18 protein-coding genes are annotated in these 15153 nt (G+C 58.2%); 3 read left to right on the plus strand and 15 right to left on the minus strand.

Going from position 1 to position 15153, the window contains the following annotated elements; translation table 11 throughout:
- Positions 1-12: 12 nt before the first annotated feature.
- From IPH59_08945 to IPH59_08970, 6 genes are read right to left on the minus strand one after another with little or no spacing between them, the layout of a single operon-like run.
- Positions 13-231 carry a hypothetical protein gene (locus IPH59_08945; protein MBK7091834.1) on the minus strand — a complete coding sequence of 73 codons (219 nt, stop codon included), beginning with the start codon at positions 229-231 and terminating at the stop codon, positions 13-15.
- 29 nt (positions 232-260) lie between these two features.
- Positions 261-983 carry a hypothetical protein gene (locus tag IPH59_08950; protein ID MBK7091835.1) on the minus strand — a complete coding sequence of 241 codons (723 nt, stop codon included), beginning with the start codon at positions 981-983 and terminating at the stop codon, positions 261-263.
- Positions 941-1651, minus strand: a complete 711-nt coding sequence (locus IPH59_08955; GenBank protein MBK7091836.1) for a hypothetical protein — start codon at positions 1649-1651, stop codon at positions 941-943. Before IPH59_08955 ends, IPH59_08950 begins: the two co-directional genes overlap by 43 nt.
- Positions 1648-2529 (minus strand): hypothetical protein, encoded by an 882-nt coding sequence (locus IPH59_08960; GenBank protein ID MBK7091837.1) that lies wholly within the window; start codon positions 2527-2529, stop codon positions 1648-1650. The genes IPH59_08955 and IPH59_08960 overlap by 4 nt, the downstream gene beginning before the upstream one ends.
- A 12-nt stretch (positions 2530-2541) precedes the next feature.
- Positions 2542-3264, minus strand: coding sequence for a hypothetical protein (locus IPH59_08965; protein ID MBK7091838.1), 723 nt, complete (start codon positions 3262-3264; stop codon positions 2542-2544).
- Positions 3265-3266: 2 nt separating this feature from the next.
- Positions 3267-4088: a hypothetical protein gene (locus IPH59_08970; GenBank protein ID MBK7091839.1), complete on the minus strand. Its 822-nt coding sequence runs from the start codon at positions 4086-4088 to the stop codon at positions 3267-3269.
- A 166-nt stretch (positions 4089-4254) separates the two neighbouring features.
- Here IPH59_08970 and IPH59_08975 point away from each other — a divergent pair, with 166 nt between their 5' ends.
- Both IPH59_08975 and IPH59_08980 read left to right on the plus strand, forming a co-directional pair.
- A complete protein-coding gene (locus IPH59_08975; GenBank protein MBK7091840.1) occupies positions 4255-4647 on the plus strand; it encodes a hypothetical protein in 393 nt (130 codons plus the stop codon).
- Entirely contained in the window at positions 4644-6143 is a 1500-nt protein-coding gene (locus tag IPH59_08980; GenBank protein MBK7091841.1) for a hypothetical protein, read from the plus strand. Before IPH59_08975 ends, IPH59_08980 begins: the two co-directional genes overlap by 4 nt.
- Positions 6144-6148: 5 nt before the next feature.
- Here the strand turns inward: IPH59_08980 and IPH59_08985 are convergent, their stop codons facing one another.
- From IPH59_08985 to IPH59_09015, 7 genes are read right to left on the minus strand one after another with little or no spacing between them, the layout of a single operon-like run.
- Positions 6149-6550, minus strand: coding sequence for a hypothetical protein (locus tag IPH59_08985; protein ID MBK7091842.1), 402 nt, complete (start codon positions 6548-6550; stop codon positions 6149-6151).
- Positions 6547-7191, minus strand: a complete 645-nt coding sequence (locus IPH59_08990) for a type II secretion system protein (GenBank protein ID MBK7091843.1) — start codon at positions 7189-7191, stop codon at positions 6547-6549. Before IPH59_08990 ends, IPH59_08985 begins: the two co-directional genes overlap by 4 nt.
- The gene (locus IPH59_08995; GenBank protein ID MBK7091844.1) at positions 7188-7742 is read right to left on the minus strand and encodes a hypothetical protein; all 555 of its coding nucleotides are present in this window, start codon (positions 7740-7742) and stop codon (positions 7188-7190) included. Before IPH59_08995 ends, IPH59_08990 begins: the two co-directional genes overlap by 4 nt.
- Complete coding sequence (locus tag IPH59_09000; protein ID MBK7091845.1) at positions 7739-8431, minus strand: hypothetical protein; 693 nt, start codon at positions 8429-8431, stop codon at positions 7739-7741. Before IPH59_09000 ends, IPH59_08995 begins: the two co-directional genes overlap by 4 nt.
- Positions 8352-9008: a hypothetical protein gene (locus tag IPH59_09005; GenBank protein ID MBK7091846.1), complete on the minus strand. Its 657-nt coding sequence runs from the start codon at positions 9006-9008 to the stop codon at positions 8352-8354. Before IPH59_09005 ends, IPH59_09000 begins: the two co-directional genes overlap by 80 nt.
- Positions 8989-11625 carry a hypothetical protein gene (locus tag IPH59_09010; protein ID MBK7091847.1) on the minus strand — a complete coding sequence of 879 codons (2637 nt, stop codon included), beginning with the start codon at positions 11623-11625 and terminating at the stop codon, positions 8989-8991. Before IPH59_09010 ends, IPH59_09005 begins: the two co-directional genes overlap by 20 nt.
- 35 nt (positions 11626-11660) lie before the next feature.
- Positions 11661-12053, minus strand: coding sequence for a hypothetical protein (locus tag IPH59_09015; protein ID MBK7091848.1), 393 nt, complete (start codon positions 12051-12053; stop codon positions 11661-11663).
- A gap of 440 nt (positions 12054-12493) precedes the next feature.
- Here IPH59_09015 and IPH59_09020 point away from each other — a divergent pair, with 440 nt between their 5' ends.
- Positions 12494-13273: a hypothetical protein gene (locus IPH59_09020; GenBank protein MBK7091849.1), complete on the plus strand. Its 780-nt coding sequence runs from the start codon at positions 12494-12496 to the stop codon at positions 13271-13273.
- Between the two features lie 89 nt (positions 13274-13362).
- On the opposite strand, the gene IPH59_09025 is transcribed toward IPH59_09020, so the two are convergent.
- Both IPH59_09025 and IPH59_09030 read right to left on the minus strand, forming a co-directional pair.
- Positions 13363-13545: a hypothetical protein gene (locus IPH59_09025; protein MBK7091850.1), complete on the minus strand. Its 183-nt coding sequence runs from the start codon at positions 13543-13545 to the stop codon at positions 13363-13365.
- Between the two features lie 860 nt (positions 13546-14405).
- A complete protein-coding gene (locus IPH59_09030) occupies positions 14406-15026 on the minus strand; it encodes a hypothetical protein (GenBank protein MBK7091851.1) in 621 nt (206 codons plus the stop codon).
- Positions 15027-15153 lie beyond the last annotated feature (127 nt).

Genomic DNA, 15153 nt, shown 5'->3' on the forward strand with positions numbered 1-15153 from the left:
ATTTGATGTTTTTTAGGCCATCTCGACCTCTTCACGATATGGATGGTTGAACAAGATCGGTTCCGGGTTGGCCGGATTTTCCGCCACGCGCGGTTCTTCTTTTCCTTGCGGCGGGATCACTTGTACCAGCGGCTCAATCGGCCTGTAGCTCGGCGTCGTGTGCTTTCGCGTGGCGCAGCCGGTGACCAACAGGATTGCCGTTGCGGTTAAGAGGAAGGTTGTCTTCTTCATCGGGTTCTTCCGGTTGTAAAGGATTCGTGTTACTCCAATGGTTTTGTCGTGCTTGGCGGCGGTGTGCTCGGCTGAACGGACGGCAATTGCACGCCGGGTGGAAGTTGAACTCCCGACGGCAAAGAGAACGACGACGCAGTCGCTGTTGTCATCGGGTTGTAAGCGGCCGTGTTTCTGCCCTGTTGTTGACTCAAGGTAATGATATTGGGCGTCGGATTGACGTCGTCTTTGTCGAGGAATTCTGCGCTGCCTCCTTCTTTCCCCAGTGTCAGGTCCAGCGGCGCAGTGAGCAGCGCCCAGCCAAGCGTGCCCCGCGGCACCAGGCTGCCGGAAGGATACAACTGGTTCAGTTCCTTGGCCTTTTCGGCCATGATGCCGCTCAAGACCTGCGCGGTCCCATCCAACAGCTTGGATTTGGCGTTGAGAACATAGGTTTGCTGTTCCCCGACGATGGGGCTGGAACCGGTGGGCACAATGGATTGTTGCGTCGTCACGTCTTTCAAGGCGTCCATGAACGTCTGCACCGTGGTGGAGGCCAGCGGCAGCAACTCGAGCATCAGAGGCGATTCCAAAGGGTAGCCGTCAAACCCGGGTTCTTGTTCCAGGCTCAGGACCATGGCGTGAATGGGATACTCCTTGCCCTGAGGATCGATGATGGTATTGACCCGGACATTGACTTTGTGGTTGGGCCCCTGACTGGCCGTGCCGGTCAAGTGCCAGCCGAAAGGCAATTGGAGCCTTCCGCTGAACATGACATCCTGGCCACGGCCAGTTCAACCGGCATGGCGCCAACCGAGGTGTTGATCCTGCTCAAGAGGATGAGGGGAATCTTGTGGCCGCGCGGCAGGAATTTCTTGATCTCGAAACCATTCGTTTTGCCCTTGGCCGGGGCCGGTGCGTTGGTGAACAGGAGCAACGTGCTGACATAATGATAGCCCTCGGCATTGCTGACTTCGTTTGCTTTGGCACCGGATTGGAGCAGCGCGGTGGTGAGCTTGCCGTTGCCCGGCGTGCGATCGACTGGCATTCGTCTCGGGTCAATCTTCGGTACCCAACCCCTGAGCGCGCTGTCATCCGCCGGCTTGGCGTCGGCGTTGGTCGTCGCAAGTTGGGTCTCCTTCTCGCGCTGTCGATAGAGGTCTTCGAGGTTCTTGAGCGGGCGCTTTCGTGTGTCCGGCAGCTCGTCCTTGAGGAGCAAAGGCTGCTCAACCGGGGAGCCGAGTCCGCGCCGTGTGCTTTGGCTGTTCGGCGTGCTGAACTTCACGCTGGGGTCTTTCCTTTGCGGCAACCGCACCACTCTGATCAGGTAGAGACCGCCGCCAATCATGATGGCCATGACCAACAGAATCACTCCGAAGCCCAAGGCGGGTTTGCCCTGCGCATTGGTCCTGGTTAGTGAAAACAATTCCTTGAACTTCATGGCGCCGCGTCAGGGGCCGGGATTTCCTTCAATTGCGTCTTGCTGGCAGGCAGGCGCAATTCGAACCTGGCGTTTTCGATGTCAAGCGCGTGACCTTGGAGGAAGACGTATTTGATGTCGGTTTGCCCGGGCAACAGCACCTTGGTTCCCTGCTGCGTCAGCAGGTAAGGAAAGCTTGTGTTGGCGATGAAAGGTTCGATCTGCGTGGCGGAAAGGTAGACGGCTTCGCTGGTCGGGTTGTGGACTTCAATTTGCAGGATCACGACATCCTGCGGGTAATAATGCCAGGCAGCTTGGAGCGTCACCTCGGCCCCGTTCCACAAATAGGTGACCCTTTGTGGACTGAAGCCCATGTCCTTTGCCACGATGGTGGCGTAATTAGGGTCGCGCCTGATTTGGTTGATGAGGTTGATCAATCGGGTCGTGTTGATTTCGGTTGGCGCCAGTGGCGGGACCTTGGACAGATTGCGACTCGAGCCGCCTCCCTCGACCGTGTAGGTCTTGCGATAATTCACCTTTTCTTTGCCAACGATGAGCCGGAAGGAGTATGTCCTGCCATCCATGACCAGGTGCATGTTAACATCCGCGCTGGCGACTCTTGGAGAGAGCAAAAGATAGTACTCCTTGCTGTCAGCCGGGTTGCGGACAACGTTAATGACCTGGGTGTTGACGCTGACCTCATCTACTGGTTTGGGGAAGATCAGTTTTGTGATTTGCTCAGGCATCAAATACACGTTTTCCACGAGGCGCGTGGACAAACGCGCTCCGTCCGCCAGCGCGGCTCCGTAAGGGCTCGCGCCGCTGCCCGCAAAAGGATCGCCAGCCCACAGGGTCAGAGCGGTGAAGCAAGTGAAGATGAAGCAAGCAAATCGTTTCACGGTTGTCCTTGGTCAAAAGAGCGGGCTGCGTTTGGGCAGCGGTATCTCCTGGTTCTTGCGCACGGCCAGTTCGCGCTCCAGTTCCTGTTTTGAGAGTTTCTTGAGCCTCCCCTTTTCGGCCAGGAACAGCTCGTAGTAATCTCCCGGTTTGATCTCCTCCACCCGCGCGAGCCGATAGCGGCTTCCTTCCAGCAGCCAGCGGGTGCGAATATAGACGGGCGCCCCGGTGCTCTCGCGGCTGCTGCGCTTGATCAGGTTGGCCTTGGTGACTGATTCGAAGCCTTTGGCCGGGACACGGAGCACTTCGAAGGTTTCGGCCACGTTCAGATAAACAGTCGAGTTGGTCTGCTTGGCGGCGCTTTCCATTTCCGTTCGGAACTGCGCCAGCAACTGCGGCTTGACGTTTTCCCTGACCGCATCGAGGTAATTCAGGTTGCCCTCCTGATAGTACAGAATTTGGAGAACGTCATTGACCAGTTCGATCCGCGCCACCCGATCCAGTTGCAGCGGGCCGGCTGAAGTCGCGAAAACCACGCCGTTCGGCAGCCCGGCATAGATTGGCGGCATCCGTTTGCTCTCTTTGGCGACCAGAATTCCGATTACAATGATTCCTGCCAGCAACAATCCCTGAATCGTCCACCAGCGAATCAGGCGGCGGCGGACTTCATCCGTGGGCCTCCACGCCCGGCGCCGGGCCTCAGGCTCTTCGGACCAAAAATGGGGATACGGGATCATTGTTAAAACCCGGAGCGATCCCGGTTTTTGAGCTCGGTGTCGTACGCTTCGGCGGCGGCTCCGTAAAACTCATCGAGGCGCTGGAGGTAATAACCCCATTTGTTCCGGTTCGACATCGGTTCCCAGAAGATCTCAACCTGGGCCCGATACGGCTCCATGCCGCCTCTGCCGGAAAGAGTATTGCTCATTCTGAATCCCTTGATGCAGGCGGAGATGATCCGAGTGGCCGGGTTGTAGCGCCAGCGCGTGACTTCCGTGATGTAGAGCGTGTAAATCGGGTATTCGGTCAGCGGGACATTCGCCGTCTTTTGCCCCTTCTGCTGGAGACGCAGGTAGATAGCCGGTTCGATGCTGCCTTCCAGAAGATTCAACATTGGCATGCCCTCCGAAGAGGCCTCGTTGGCGGCATTCACAACGAAAGTCAGGAAAGATTCGACCTGGTTTTGATTGAAGGTATCAAAGCCTTTGCTCTTGAGGAGCAGTTCTGTCGCTGGCTCAGGCAGCTTCACCTCATAACTGCTTCTCTGCCTGATCGACCCGTACACCACCGCCAGCCCGATCAGATTGACGACGAGGATGAACGTCTTTACACGTTCCCACTGCGCCAGCCAGCGCAGCCAGGCCAGGGGATACCAATGATGGTTGCCGTCACCGATGAGCTTGGGCGGAAGCACTTCGGCCCCTTGCAAGGGCGGGTTGCCCGTCGCCTCGAACTGCCGCAGCAGCATCTTGAGCGCGCCAACTTTCTTGGCGGGCTTCACGGCCTTCGGGTCATTGACCTCAAGAGCAGCTTCTTCTTTTGTATCGCCCAGCATCTCTGGCACCCGTCGGGTGCTCTCCCATTATATGTCTGGCGATAGCGACTTTTTGCGGGTGCTTGCGTGTTGCTCGAATCCAAACCAGTTCGTAGTCGGCATCACACGAATTCTTTCGTGCCGGAAAGCTATAATGAGGAGGGCCCGCAGGTGCGGCCCGCACGAAGATCATTCCATGGAACGAGTCGAGTTTACGCTGGGTGGTCCGCCGCTCGTCGTTCCCGCGCGGGGATGCATCCTGTTGGTGCGATTCAGACTGGCGGGGCACCAGGAGATGGACTCCGTCTTTTGCGATTACGGAACGCTGTCGGGGCGCGCGCTGCAATTGTTCAACTGCCGTACGAAAACGTTCCTGATTCACGCCACGGTCCCGTGTGATTATGCGTTGAAAGTGGGGATCATGACCCTCCCCGCGGAGCAGGTGGGGGAGGTCTTTCAACTGCCCACACCGCCGTGGTATCACCGGCTGGAGGAAGACGCGCTGGCCTTGGCCCGCCAGTCACAGCATCTGGCGGTCGAAGTCCGCTTGGTGGATCTGTTTAGAGCAACGGCCGGATCAAAACAATGAGTTCGCTTCGCCTGATTCTTCCGGCAGACACCGAGTTTTTGGACGGCCTCAGATTCCTTTGCGGCGACGGTCTGCTGGCGGACCTCAAGCGGCAACTGGTACCGATCGCCATGGACGTGATCCGCAACTCGCTCGTGGGGCACACCCATCCACTTCAAACGTTGCAGAGTCTCGGGGACATGCACTGGCAGGACCTCGTCGAGAATCCGCACACGCCCTCGGCTGTCAATCGACTCCTGGACGATGTTGAACTCCATCCCCGTCTGCAGGGCGTGATTGAGACGCTGCGCCGGCCAGTGGTGATGCAACGGATGCGAATCGAATGGCTTCATGAGATGACCGTGGGCCGGTTCGAGCATTCCATCCCTTTTCTGCACCAGGAAGAGGAACTGCTTAAAAGCTGGGAGCAGTTTTGTGGCGAGTTGCGCGAATCTTCCATCAACCCCTTCGAGGCGGCGGACCAGGAAGCGCAACGGTATCTTTCGTCGTATGGAGATAAGCTGTCAGATTCAGCACGGCGACTTTATCGGCTGTCGTTTCTGGCAGCCTGCCGGAAGTTGTTCGTGTATTTCTCGGGCGCGAAGGAAACCTGGGCCGGCTCATACACGCTTCACGATTTCAAATTGAGCGGGTCGCTGGCCGATCAGTTGGGCCCGGCGGCGCGCGATGTCCACGTGCGCGGACAACATCTCGCGTTGCGTTTCGGCCGGGTCGATCATGTGTTTTACCTCAAACCTACTTTGGAGCAGATGCAATTGTACCTGGACTGCATCCGAGATTCGGAACTGACGACCGCAGTACAGCGCAAGCTCTGTCCATTCCTCTCCCTGGACGGTGAGGAGTTGAACTTCCTGGCCGAAGTGTTTTACTGCATTTACCTGCCCAGTCGTTTGCGTGAACTCCACCATCCTCCGGAAGTCGTCATCGACGAAAAGTTCCTTGAGGACTCGGGAATGAAGAAGGAATTCTTTTGGCGCTTCCACTTTCTTCCTCTAAGCGCAGAAGTCGTGGCCATGCTCTCCGAGAAAATGGAAGGGTTGCCGCCGTTACGGGCGCTTCTGCACCACGCTCGGACCGAATCCGGCCTGGTGCGACAACGGTTGTACCGCGGAATCCTCGACCCGATGCTGACGGATGTGACGCAGAAGACCCTGCTTTCTCTGTGCCGGCAGTGGAATCCGTTACTGCGAACAGAGGAAGGCGCCACGCTCTTGCTGATGAGCTATGTAGAAGGCAAGGCCTCCCGCCTGTCTGGAGACGACCCGAAAGCAGCGTTGCTGCGCGAGCGGGTGATCCTTGACGAACTGCTCAAAATCCTGGATCGGAACACGCGATCCTGGCAGGAAGCTTTTGCCAGGGATGGTTTCGTGGTGGACCGAGGGCGGGCCTATTTCATCACCGTCCTCGACAAAGCCATCGAGGAGGGCGATTCGGAGGAAACGCGCCGCACACGTTATCGAGATTCGCGGCGCGTAGCCTGCGTGGTTGTGGAGTGAGGAGGCTACTCCGGCACCTGCAAAGCGAGTTGCTCGTGGAAGAGGGAGGCGCTGTCGCCGTGAGGAAAAGCTCTCCAAGTCACGCTTCCTTGAATGGTGTAAACCGCATTGACCGGCCCGCTTTTCTCCAGACGCATTGTGCCGCTCGGAACATGGGGCAGCAAATCGTCATCCACGGGGACATTGGTTTCTCCGACATTCATGGTTTGATATTTTACGATGTTGTCGGAGAGAGCCTGCAACACACCGGTTCTCACGTTGTCCGTGTACACGTTGATCTTGCTGACGAGGAGGAATTGCGCCACGCCGATCACCACCAGGCCAAGGATGACGATGGCGGCGACCATCTCCACCAGAGTCGCGCCGCTCAGCTTGAATCTGCGATGAGGAGTGATTTTCATCGTCAACGGAAAGCGTCGTGACGCGGGTTGAAGTTGTATTCGCGCAGGTCGTGCTGGAGCAGGCCGGTCTTGTTGGTCCGATGCTCGGACACCTGCTGTTCCAGTTCGCTCTCATCAGCACTGATGAACAACCCTTGAAAAGCGCCCGTGGCAGCGCGGTAATACAACGGCGGCGCCACTTTCCACGAGGCCGTCACGTCCAAATCGGGCGCCACGGAATTCGTCGTGAATCGGAGCGCATAATCCAACGTGGCATCCCGGTTGGTGAACGCATACTCCAAGTTCAGAGGCGCGCCCCCTCCCGCATCCGCAATTTGGTACAGGTAAATGATCCCGTCTGTGTAGATTCCAAAGTCAGCGAGGTTTTGCCCGTCTGGGTCGTAAAGGTGCAGGACGCTCCCGTTCAGTCCCTGCGAACTGGAGTCGTCCACCGTGTAACTCCAACTGCGGCCGAGGCGGTCATTCAGCACACCCACAAAGCGGTCATACTCAGCCCGGCGCGAATTGACGGCCGCGCGCGAGGTTTGGGTCGCCTCCTTGGTAAGATACATGAGGCAGCGATATCCGGTTACGGCGATCACACTCAGGATCCCCACGACAATCAGGATTTCCACCAGTGAAAACGCGGTTGTCTTTGGTCTTTTCATTTCCCGGCCTCCGCGCGTGCAGTCGGGATCAGTAGTATGACAGCGCGTCCCTTCAACTTCAGTCGCCCGTTTCCTTTCAACGTGCCGTGGATATGGCGCTCGCCCTGAGAAGTGATGATCAGATTCTCGGCTCGCTCCACTTCAAACGGTTCTTCGGTGAGATTGGTGATCGCGAACGTTTCGCCCTGGACGTCAACCTGCACCGGCAGCGCTACGAGTGACAGGTGACAAATCAACTTCTTGTACTCCGTCATTTGCCCGTTGGCGTCCATGGCCATGATCACCAGCGGAAAAGTGGATGGCGTTTTCCTGAGGTCGATGAACAGGGTGGCCTTGGCCACGCCATTGGTGACTTCGATGATCTGTTGGTTCACAGAGATGGTGCAGGGCAGGTCCAATTGGATGCGATCCAACTTCAAATCTTTGAGTTCGAGCTGGAATATTTGCCGGGCGGCTTGGTCGTACCAGGGCGGCAAATAGAGATCGCGGAGGCTGGACGCGTCAGCCGCCAGAGTGGAAAGCAAAATGGACAAGGCAACGCAGAATTTCATTTGCGGAACATGTTCGGACGGAGTTGCGTCGGCGTTGTGTCTGGGGGAAGCAGTTCCATCTGCCCGAGCCAGGCCGAATGGATTCGCGGGATTTCAATTTTCTCCAGCGTCCAGGCCGCCACGCTCAGTTGCCTTGCCAGGTGAAGCGGCTTCCCCGAAGGTTTGGCCGGGTCTTGCGGGTGATTCAGTTCCAGGTTCCAACCGAAGGTCTGCTGATACGGTTGCGGGTTGATGAGCACATCCACGGTGGTCCAGAGGCCTGAGGTCAGTTCCCTGGTCGTCAGCTCGACGTCTTGCGCTGCATCAAACAGCGAGTCGCCTCTTGGATCGACCGGGCAAAGCCAGACCAGCCGTCCCCGTCGCAGGTAAAGCGTGGCGAGCGGTTTAGCTTTCGGCTCCTCGACACGGCCCCACACGATGAGCAAAGGTTCGTCGCGTTGGATAGTCAGCGGCAGTACGTGAAGCCGCAGCACAAACGCTCCGGACGGCAGCGTCGCGAATCCCGGCCCTTGAGTGATCAATGGAAACAGGGCGCCTTGATAGGCTAGGCCGGGCAGTTCCAGGCGATTGGCCTGCCATGCCGACCCCTGCCAGTGCGGGTTGAAGTGGTCAATGGTTTCGGCTCTGGATCTCCATGCACTGATAAACAGGCACAGAGCGCAAAGCCACGTTCGCGTCCAAATAGTCATAGTATCTCAAGCTTGCCAACTCCTGGTCGTTGAGCCGTCCCGCGTGCAGTTCTCTCCAGTAATCTCCGGTCCGCATTTTCCGGTCGCACCGCAGATGCAGGTAGTCCTCCAACTCTTTCGGACTCAAACAGGCCGGCACCTCCAGCGTTCCTTTGGGCGTCAGGATGTTGGCGCCTCCCTTGAGCACGTCGGGGTTCAAATAATCCTCCGGCGAGCGCCGACCGTTCCTGTCCAAATACGTTGGCAGGCCGTTTGCCGGCCGGTGCGTGGTGTAACCTTTCTTCTTCACTTCAGCCTGCAGCGGGACTCTTTTATTTCCGAGAGGAACAAGTTTGACGTCCGCTGCGCGCGAAGCGGCGTTCGTAGCGGGGTTTGCGAGCTTGTCCTCAATGCGGGAGATGCCGGCCATCGCGCGCCGACACAGCAATGGCTGCTGACTGGCGCGCAAGATCTCCACGGCCTCAACCTTTTCCTGCGCCAGCGCTTTGGGAATGATTCCGCGCTCGACACGAACGTCGTCGGACGTGGTCGGCCCGGCGGCAGCGGTGATCGCCAGGCTACAGCCGATTAAGCTCAACGTGCGATATGCGAATGTCGTAAACACGGTCTGGTCCTTGAGGCATCGTGGCAGGGTTGCGGTTGACGCTGAATTGAGTGATCAACGGGTCCGTGGCCGTGAGCCACTTGATCCGATGCGAGTAAGTCAGTTGCCCGTTGATAACGAGTCCTGCGGGCGCGAGCCCAGCCGGTCGCTTGATACCATCCTCCACCACGAGTCGCCCGTTGAACACGGGTGCCGGGCCGGGCAGTGCCGGCGCGTTGGTTTTCGTCCAGCCCAGCGTCTGATAGTTGAACTGAATGGTGCGCTGCACAAAGGTCGCGTCGTAAAGCGCTGGGTCAACCAACTGAATATCGGCGTCACTGCGGTTGTCAGCAGGAGTGATTTCATCTTGTTCCCGCAACACGTCGTAGGTAGTGGATTTCCACGCACCCACATTGTCCGGATTCCAGTTGCCAACGATGTCGTAACGTTCGCTGTTCTCGCTCTGCCCACCTCGTATCTGCATGCCCAAATATGGGGCGGCGCTGATTCCGTTGCTCCAGTTCATCCACAGATAATCCCTCCACGTGCCGCCCAGAGGATGCATTTCAGTCAGTTCCACACGGCTTAACATGGGTCCGTTGGTGCCGATGGAAATGCGCTCTGGCAACGGCTGAAACAGGTCGATCTGTTCACGATATCGCTCCGCGTAGTTGGTGTGGACCGTGAAGAACGCCTTGGCGTACGGCACGGTCTGAATGTTGGCTTCGGTGAGCGGCGGAAAGGGAACGGGCAGGTTGGTGGGCGTCCATCCTATAAGCTGGGCTTCGATGGCATACTGGCCATCGAGCACCGGTAGCAAGCCGTGGTACTGTGCAATCTGTTCCTGGGTGAACGGTCGCACGATGTCGGTCTGATTGGTGATGATCTCCAGCTCACTCAAGACGAACGTTCCCGGAATTCCGGCAAGTGCTTCGGTCAGATGCTCGTCCACGAGAGTGGTGTCCAGGGCCGTCATCTGCTCCTGGTTGAGCAGCCCGCAGACCGCTTGCTCGTAAACGCCCGCGTAATTGTAACGGCTGATCACGTTCGTGTAGAGGATCTCGATGCGGTTGGTCGCCGTGTCGGTGAGGACGGAGACCTGCGGCTTGACCGTGCTGTTCAAGTTGGAAATCGCCAGATAATCCAGGAAGTAGTTCTCGTCTGCGGCGCTTTGCACGTAGAGCGGGCTGGTGGGGTCGCTCAACACCCTCGCCTGAATGTTGCTGGCCCATTGGTAAAGTTGCTGATGCAGCAGGGCGTAGCGCTGGTGCTCGACGAAAAATTGATTGGTCGCGTCCAGCGTGACGTCTGCCCGACTGACCAGGCGGAGCTCGTTCGTCGCGAAAATGGCCGGCGCAATGATTCGCTGCGCAAAATTGCTGATGGCCAGGACATCTGTATTCTTCGGAACGAAACCGATGTTCCCTTCGACTTTCAGCCTGGCCAGATTCGTGTTGACGTCGCCCGTGAAGAAAACCCGCACCGATGGCGGGAAGGTCAGATTGAGAGGTACTCCCGTGCCCGCCACGATCTCGGCGTTGGTCACTACGATCGTAGGAATGGGCAACCCGCCAAGGTAGGGAGTTGGAATGGCGTAAAGACTGCGGGCGGACCGTTCCGAAAGATAGTCCGCCAGATTCAGAACGGCGACGTAGTCTCCTGCATGTTGGCCGTTGGGGTCATACAGCGGGTTGTTATGTGAGATTTGGAGCGGTTGAAAGGAAGGCGTGACCCAATCAGGCGACCAATCCTGTGTTCTCAGGAAGTCGTCGTACTGCCCCGCGACTTCGTTGTTGACGACTGAATCAGTTGAGTCGCGCAGGCCGCCCCAAAGTTCGTAGCTGCCCCATTGTGGCTCATAATCCGGGTAATCCCCCTTGAAACTGCGTGCGCCTTCCGATGCGGCATTGGGGTACTTGGCAACCCCGCCAGCACTGCCGCTCGTGCGCCAGAGGCGGCGGTTCGCAGCGCTCACGCTGGCGGCGGTGACCGAGGCAGGTGTTCCCGCAGAACTGAAGCCACCAGAATACACCACCCCAACGTAAGCATGCACCGCCTGGTGGCCAGTATCGGAAACGTCGCGAGCGAGCTGCACCATCTCCCGATGCCGACCCGGATTGAACACGGCCCATTCCGTCACGGGAACGGCCCGGATGCGGAAGCCGTAGCGAGCGCGAAAGTCCGGGTAACCCTGTCGCCGGGCGCGTGCGGTGATATCGATTGAGAAATTCGTTTGGCCCATCCAAAAATCCGGGTAGAGCGGATCGAGCGTGTTCTTGCTGAGTCCGGCCGCTGCCAACGTGCGTGTCGAAACGATTTTATCCTCTGGGACAACATCGTTGGTGGCAGACAATGTGACCGAGTACGGACCTGACACAGAGGGTTGCTGCATCTCGAGCCACTGCTGGAGGTCCTGCCGCCCATACGCGCCTTTGATCTCGAACACGCGATCCAGCTGGCTCAAGATTCGTGACGCGGCCGAATCCAGTGCAAGCCGCGCTTCGATGTTTCCCTCCTTGGCGCGTGCCTCCAGGATGCGATGTTGTGAACTGCGGATGGCGAGCGAGGCGGCCACGCAAACCATCACTGCCAGCACCATGGCGCCGACCAAGGCAAATCCTTTCTGCGATGGGGAGGATCGGATCGTCACGGGAAGCTTTGTTTGAGGTGGAGAGGGGCAGGCTCCTCATGCTTGATGGCCGCCGCGTTTGGCTGCTTCTTGCCCGCGGAATTCCGTTCGTAAATATAAGCGGGGAAGTTGCTGCCCGGCACGGGTGTCATGCCCACCATGACGATCACGACGAAGACGAGAATGAAACCGATTTCGCCTGGACGCAGAGTCTTGCTGGCCAGACAGGTGCTGATCTGCCGCAGAGTGGTGAGGACGAAAACGACCACGGCACAGACGACCGCAAATGCCGTCTGGTAATCTTCCGTGTAATGAACCCTCGGCCAACGGACGATGGCGTATTCGAGCCAGAAGAAATGCACTGCGGCCACCCCCAGGCTGAAGAATCCTGAGAGGACCGCATTGAGCATCAGTATGAACGTCCACTTTGCCGCCGTTGGCATATCCTATTTTAAGTCCGGGGAGCTTGCACCCCGGATGAAATTCTGCCGCGCACCGGCGCACTCTCGCCGCAGGCGACACTCGCTGCACTGCGGATCGCGAGCCAGACAGATTTGTCTGCCGTGGTGGGTCAACGATAGGGGCCGGTGCCGATGTCCGCCGGGCCTCACGCAACATTGCTTTCCGAACCGCCGGATTGCGCCTGACCGGACCCAGCGGTCCAGCACCCGAAGTGCGTGGGCCCCCGGCGCTGGGCTCCGCCAGGCGCCCGAGGCCCGGGCTTGCCGCGGCGGGGCGCGCTTGGGCGGGCCGGTGCGGCCCCCAGCCCCCAGGCGCGGGGAAACGGGTGTCCAACCAGCCCTCCTCCCCTCACTTTCTTGCTTTCGTGGCGCGGGCACATCATGCAGTCATGAGAGAATCCGGAATCAGCAGCCCGCCCGGTGGCGCAGCCCAGAATCCGCACATCTACAACCTCCTCGATCAGCGTTTGTCGAAGCAGGGTGTCGTGCTTTATCAACTGATGACGGATTATGCCGCAGCGGTGCCGACTCAGCCGACCTCGCCCGAGGAATTGCTGGAGCAAATGACCTCGGTATTCGGCAAATGGTCGACCAATCCCGCCCTGCGAGTCGTGCCGGAAACGCCGCTTGCGGAAGAACACTTGCGATTGATGGATGACATCTGCCAAGTCCAAGGCCCTGAGGCAGCCGCCCGCTTGGAATCCACATTGGTTCGCGTCATCACCAATCAATTCGCCCGCAGCCTTGGATCTCCTCTGCGCTTGCCGGACGAAAACAAGTTGATCCCGCTTACGGAAGTGAAACCGGCGAACGCTTACTCGGCCCTGGCTCAACGCGCCGCGCTGCTGGGCCTGCAGCCGCACGAGCGGGTCAAGGAATGGGTGCAGTCGAACCGTGAATCCTTCCAGCACAAGCCGACCAGCGAAGTTGGCTATCTTCGTCAAGCGCAGAAATTTTGTGGAGCGTGGCCGGCCGAGTCAGACCAGACCGATCCTTTCAGAAATGTGGCGACTTTCCTCGACGGCGTGGCGTTGGCCACGAACCAGAGCCACGCCGTGCTAGTGCAATCCTCTTTGGTGGACACGTTCGCGCGTGCGATTCGCCGGCAAACGCGAGATTTGGGTTTGGATCGTCCGGCTATGCCTGCTCCCGCCATCTCAATGGCTTAAGCCTCATTGTGTGCGACGAGATTTCGCTACGGTGCTAGCCGAGCGATTTGCGAAAGCGTGTTTTTCCCCGTTTCGAACCGCGTGTCAGCTTACATGCTCAATTCTGGAACTTGAGCCGCATCCTTGTTCGTTGTCTCCGGTTTGGGCACAGCCATGTCCGTGTAATTCTTGACCGGTATCCCGTTGATGGCGGCGAACGAAAGTAAACCCGGTTTGTCGTCGCTCACCAGCGACGACGCGCACGGCTTCGCCTTCATCTTGGACCAGTTCATGGCCCCGACGGCCTTTGCGCAAAGTGAGCACACCTTCTGGGATAATAGGACGCACATGAAACACTCCGGCCACACTTTTCAACATCCTTAGCGCTGTCTCCTGCAATTTCATCTCGATCTGCCTGTTGGTTGACTCTCTCAAGCATAGGGATCGCAGGGGGTGTCTTGCGGATGCGGATGGGGTTCATCGTGGAGGAGATGCGAAGGGCGGCGCTCGGTGGAAGAACGAGCGCAACCATTGCCGGCCCTATAATCGAGTATGAATCAGCTTGATTCGTCCGCAGTGGATACGGCGTCCCGTTCCTCGTCCCGCTCAAACCGCATGGACGTCTTTACGCGGAACGTGCAGTTCATGGTTTCGCAGGTGGCTGGCGAACACGCCGGGCAGACTTTCCAGATGCTGCAAAGAACCTTCCCGGGCTGAGGAATTTTGAACAACTGCGGACGTTCGCCAAACTGTATGTCAACAGCGGGCTCAATCCACTGCAGCTTCGGCCACTGCCGTCCGATGTGGATCCACACCGGTTGAAGGGGGAACTGGCGCTGCGTTTTTGTGGTGGAATAATCGTCCTGGCAAAGGACGAGCGGATCGTGTGTCGCGGCGCCGAAGCCTATGGCCCGTTTGATCCGATCCAGGCAGCGAGCTTTTCTCGAAAACTCAGCGCGGAATCACCAACTAATGATGAACGTGGGCACGCATTGGATCCAGAACAGTGCGTGCCGTCGCCGGTTGGGGTTTATCCTGAGATCGCCTGAACGATGCCCCAATCAGGAAACTGAAAGACCGAGGTTTCCGTTGCCAGCGGCTTTCCGCTGGCTGCTTTTCAACGGGTCTTGTTCGAACAGTTCTGGATTGAGGGTCAGCCGGTATTTTTCAAAGAGGCCCGAGGTGTTCTGGCGCGCGTTTTGGATTTGTTCCGGTGTCGGCGCTGTCGGTGCAATGGTGACGAGGAGCTTGAATCTTTGTGGAAATCCGACCGTCGTTCGAGAAGCCCGGTCTTGCTGCGGTAGCAATAGCCTCGCGGCGTGTTCTCCCGCACGATCTGTTTAACCAGCGAAAGGAGATAACTCTCAGGCTGCCACGAATGGCCGTTGTGCGATAGATGGACTTTGAAAGCGGCCGGGTTCTCGTTGAATTCGGTGTACACGAAGACCCGCGGCTCAGGCACTGCGTCGAAGATTTTTGGGAACGCGTGGAACAGGTCCGTGATCCGGGCGCGCAACTCCGCCTCCGAGCCGGTTGTGAAGGTGACCGGTTCAATCCGCGGATCTTCGTATTGGTAAGGATTAGAAAACGCGCCGTTGTTTCTGAGATAAACGTCTTCGGCCGCTTTGACTGCCTGCTCGATTTGCAACAATGCCGGTGAGGCAATTTTCTCCGCGACCTCGGCCTGTTGCCCATAGCGCCGGTCGAGGATTTTCAGCTTTTCAGGCGCGTCCAAGTCCGGGAAGACAATCTCCAAATCGTCCTTGAGATGCACGGTGCAACTCACCGAACCCGGGAGACAAATATTGGTCGCGAATGTGTCCCAAGCTGAGATGGTGTTCGATTTCCAGTGTTCGGCCTGCTTCCCGAAGCGTGGTTCGGCTGGGCATGAAATCCTCCAC

This window comes from bacterium (assembly GCA_016708315.1).
GTDB lineage: Bacteria > Zixibacteria > MSB-5A5 > CAIYYT01 > CAIYYT01 > JADJGC01.

Coding starts and splice junctions, on each gene's coding strand:
- IPH59_08945 (MBK7091834.1), bottom strand. CDS start 231: ATGAAGAAGACAACCTTCCTCTTAACCGCAACGGCAATCCTGTTGGTC.
- IPH59_08950 (MBK7091835.1), bottom strand. CDS start 983: ATGTTCAGCGGAAGGCTCCAATTGCCTTTCGGCTGGCACTTGACCGGC.
- IPH59_08955 (MBK7091836.1), bottom strand. CDS start 1,651: ATGAAGTTCAAGGAATTGTTTTCACTAACCAGGACCAATGCGCAGGGC.
- IPH59_08965 (MBK7091838.1), bottom strand. CDS start 3,264: ATGATCCCGTATCCCCATTTTTGGTCCGAAGAGCCTGAGGCCCGGCGC.
- IPH59_08975 (MBK7091840.1), top strand. CDS start 4,255: ATGGAACGAGTCGAGTTTACGCTGGGTGGTCCGCCGCTCGTCGTTCCC.
- IPH59_08980 (MBK7091841.1), top strand. CDS start 4,644: ATGAGTTCGCTTCGCCTGATTCTTCCGGCAGACACCGAGTTTTTGGAC.
- IPH59_08990 (MBK7091843.1), bottom strand. CDS start 7,191: ATGAAAAGACCAAAGACAACCGCGTTTTCACTGGTGGAAATCCTGATT.
- IPH59_08995 (MBK7091844.1), bottom strand. CDS start 7,742: ATGAAATTCTGCGTTGCCTTGTCCATTTTGCTTTCCACTCTGGCGGCT.
- IPH59_09000 (MBK7091845.1), bottom strand. CDS start 8,431: ATGACTATTTGGACGCGAACGTGGCTTTGCGCTCTGTGCCTGTTTATC.
- IPH59_09015 (MBK7091848.1), bottom strand. CDS start 12,053: ATGCTCAATGCGGTCCTCTCAGGATTCTTCAGCCTGGGGGTGGCCGCA.
- IPH59_09020 (MBK7091849.1), top strand. CDS start 12,494: ATGAGAGAATCCGGAATCAGCAGCCCGCCCGGTGGCGCAGCCCAGAAT.
- IPH59_09025 (MBK7091850.1), bottom strand. CDS start 13,545: ATGAACTGGTCCAAGATGAAGGCGAAGCCGTGCGCGTCGTCGCTGGTG.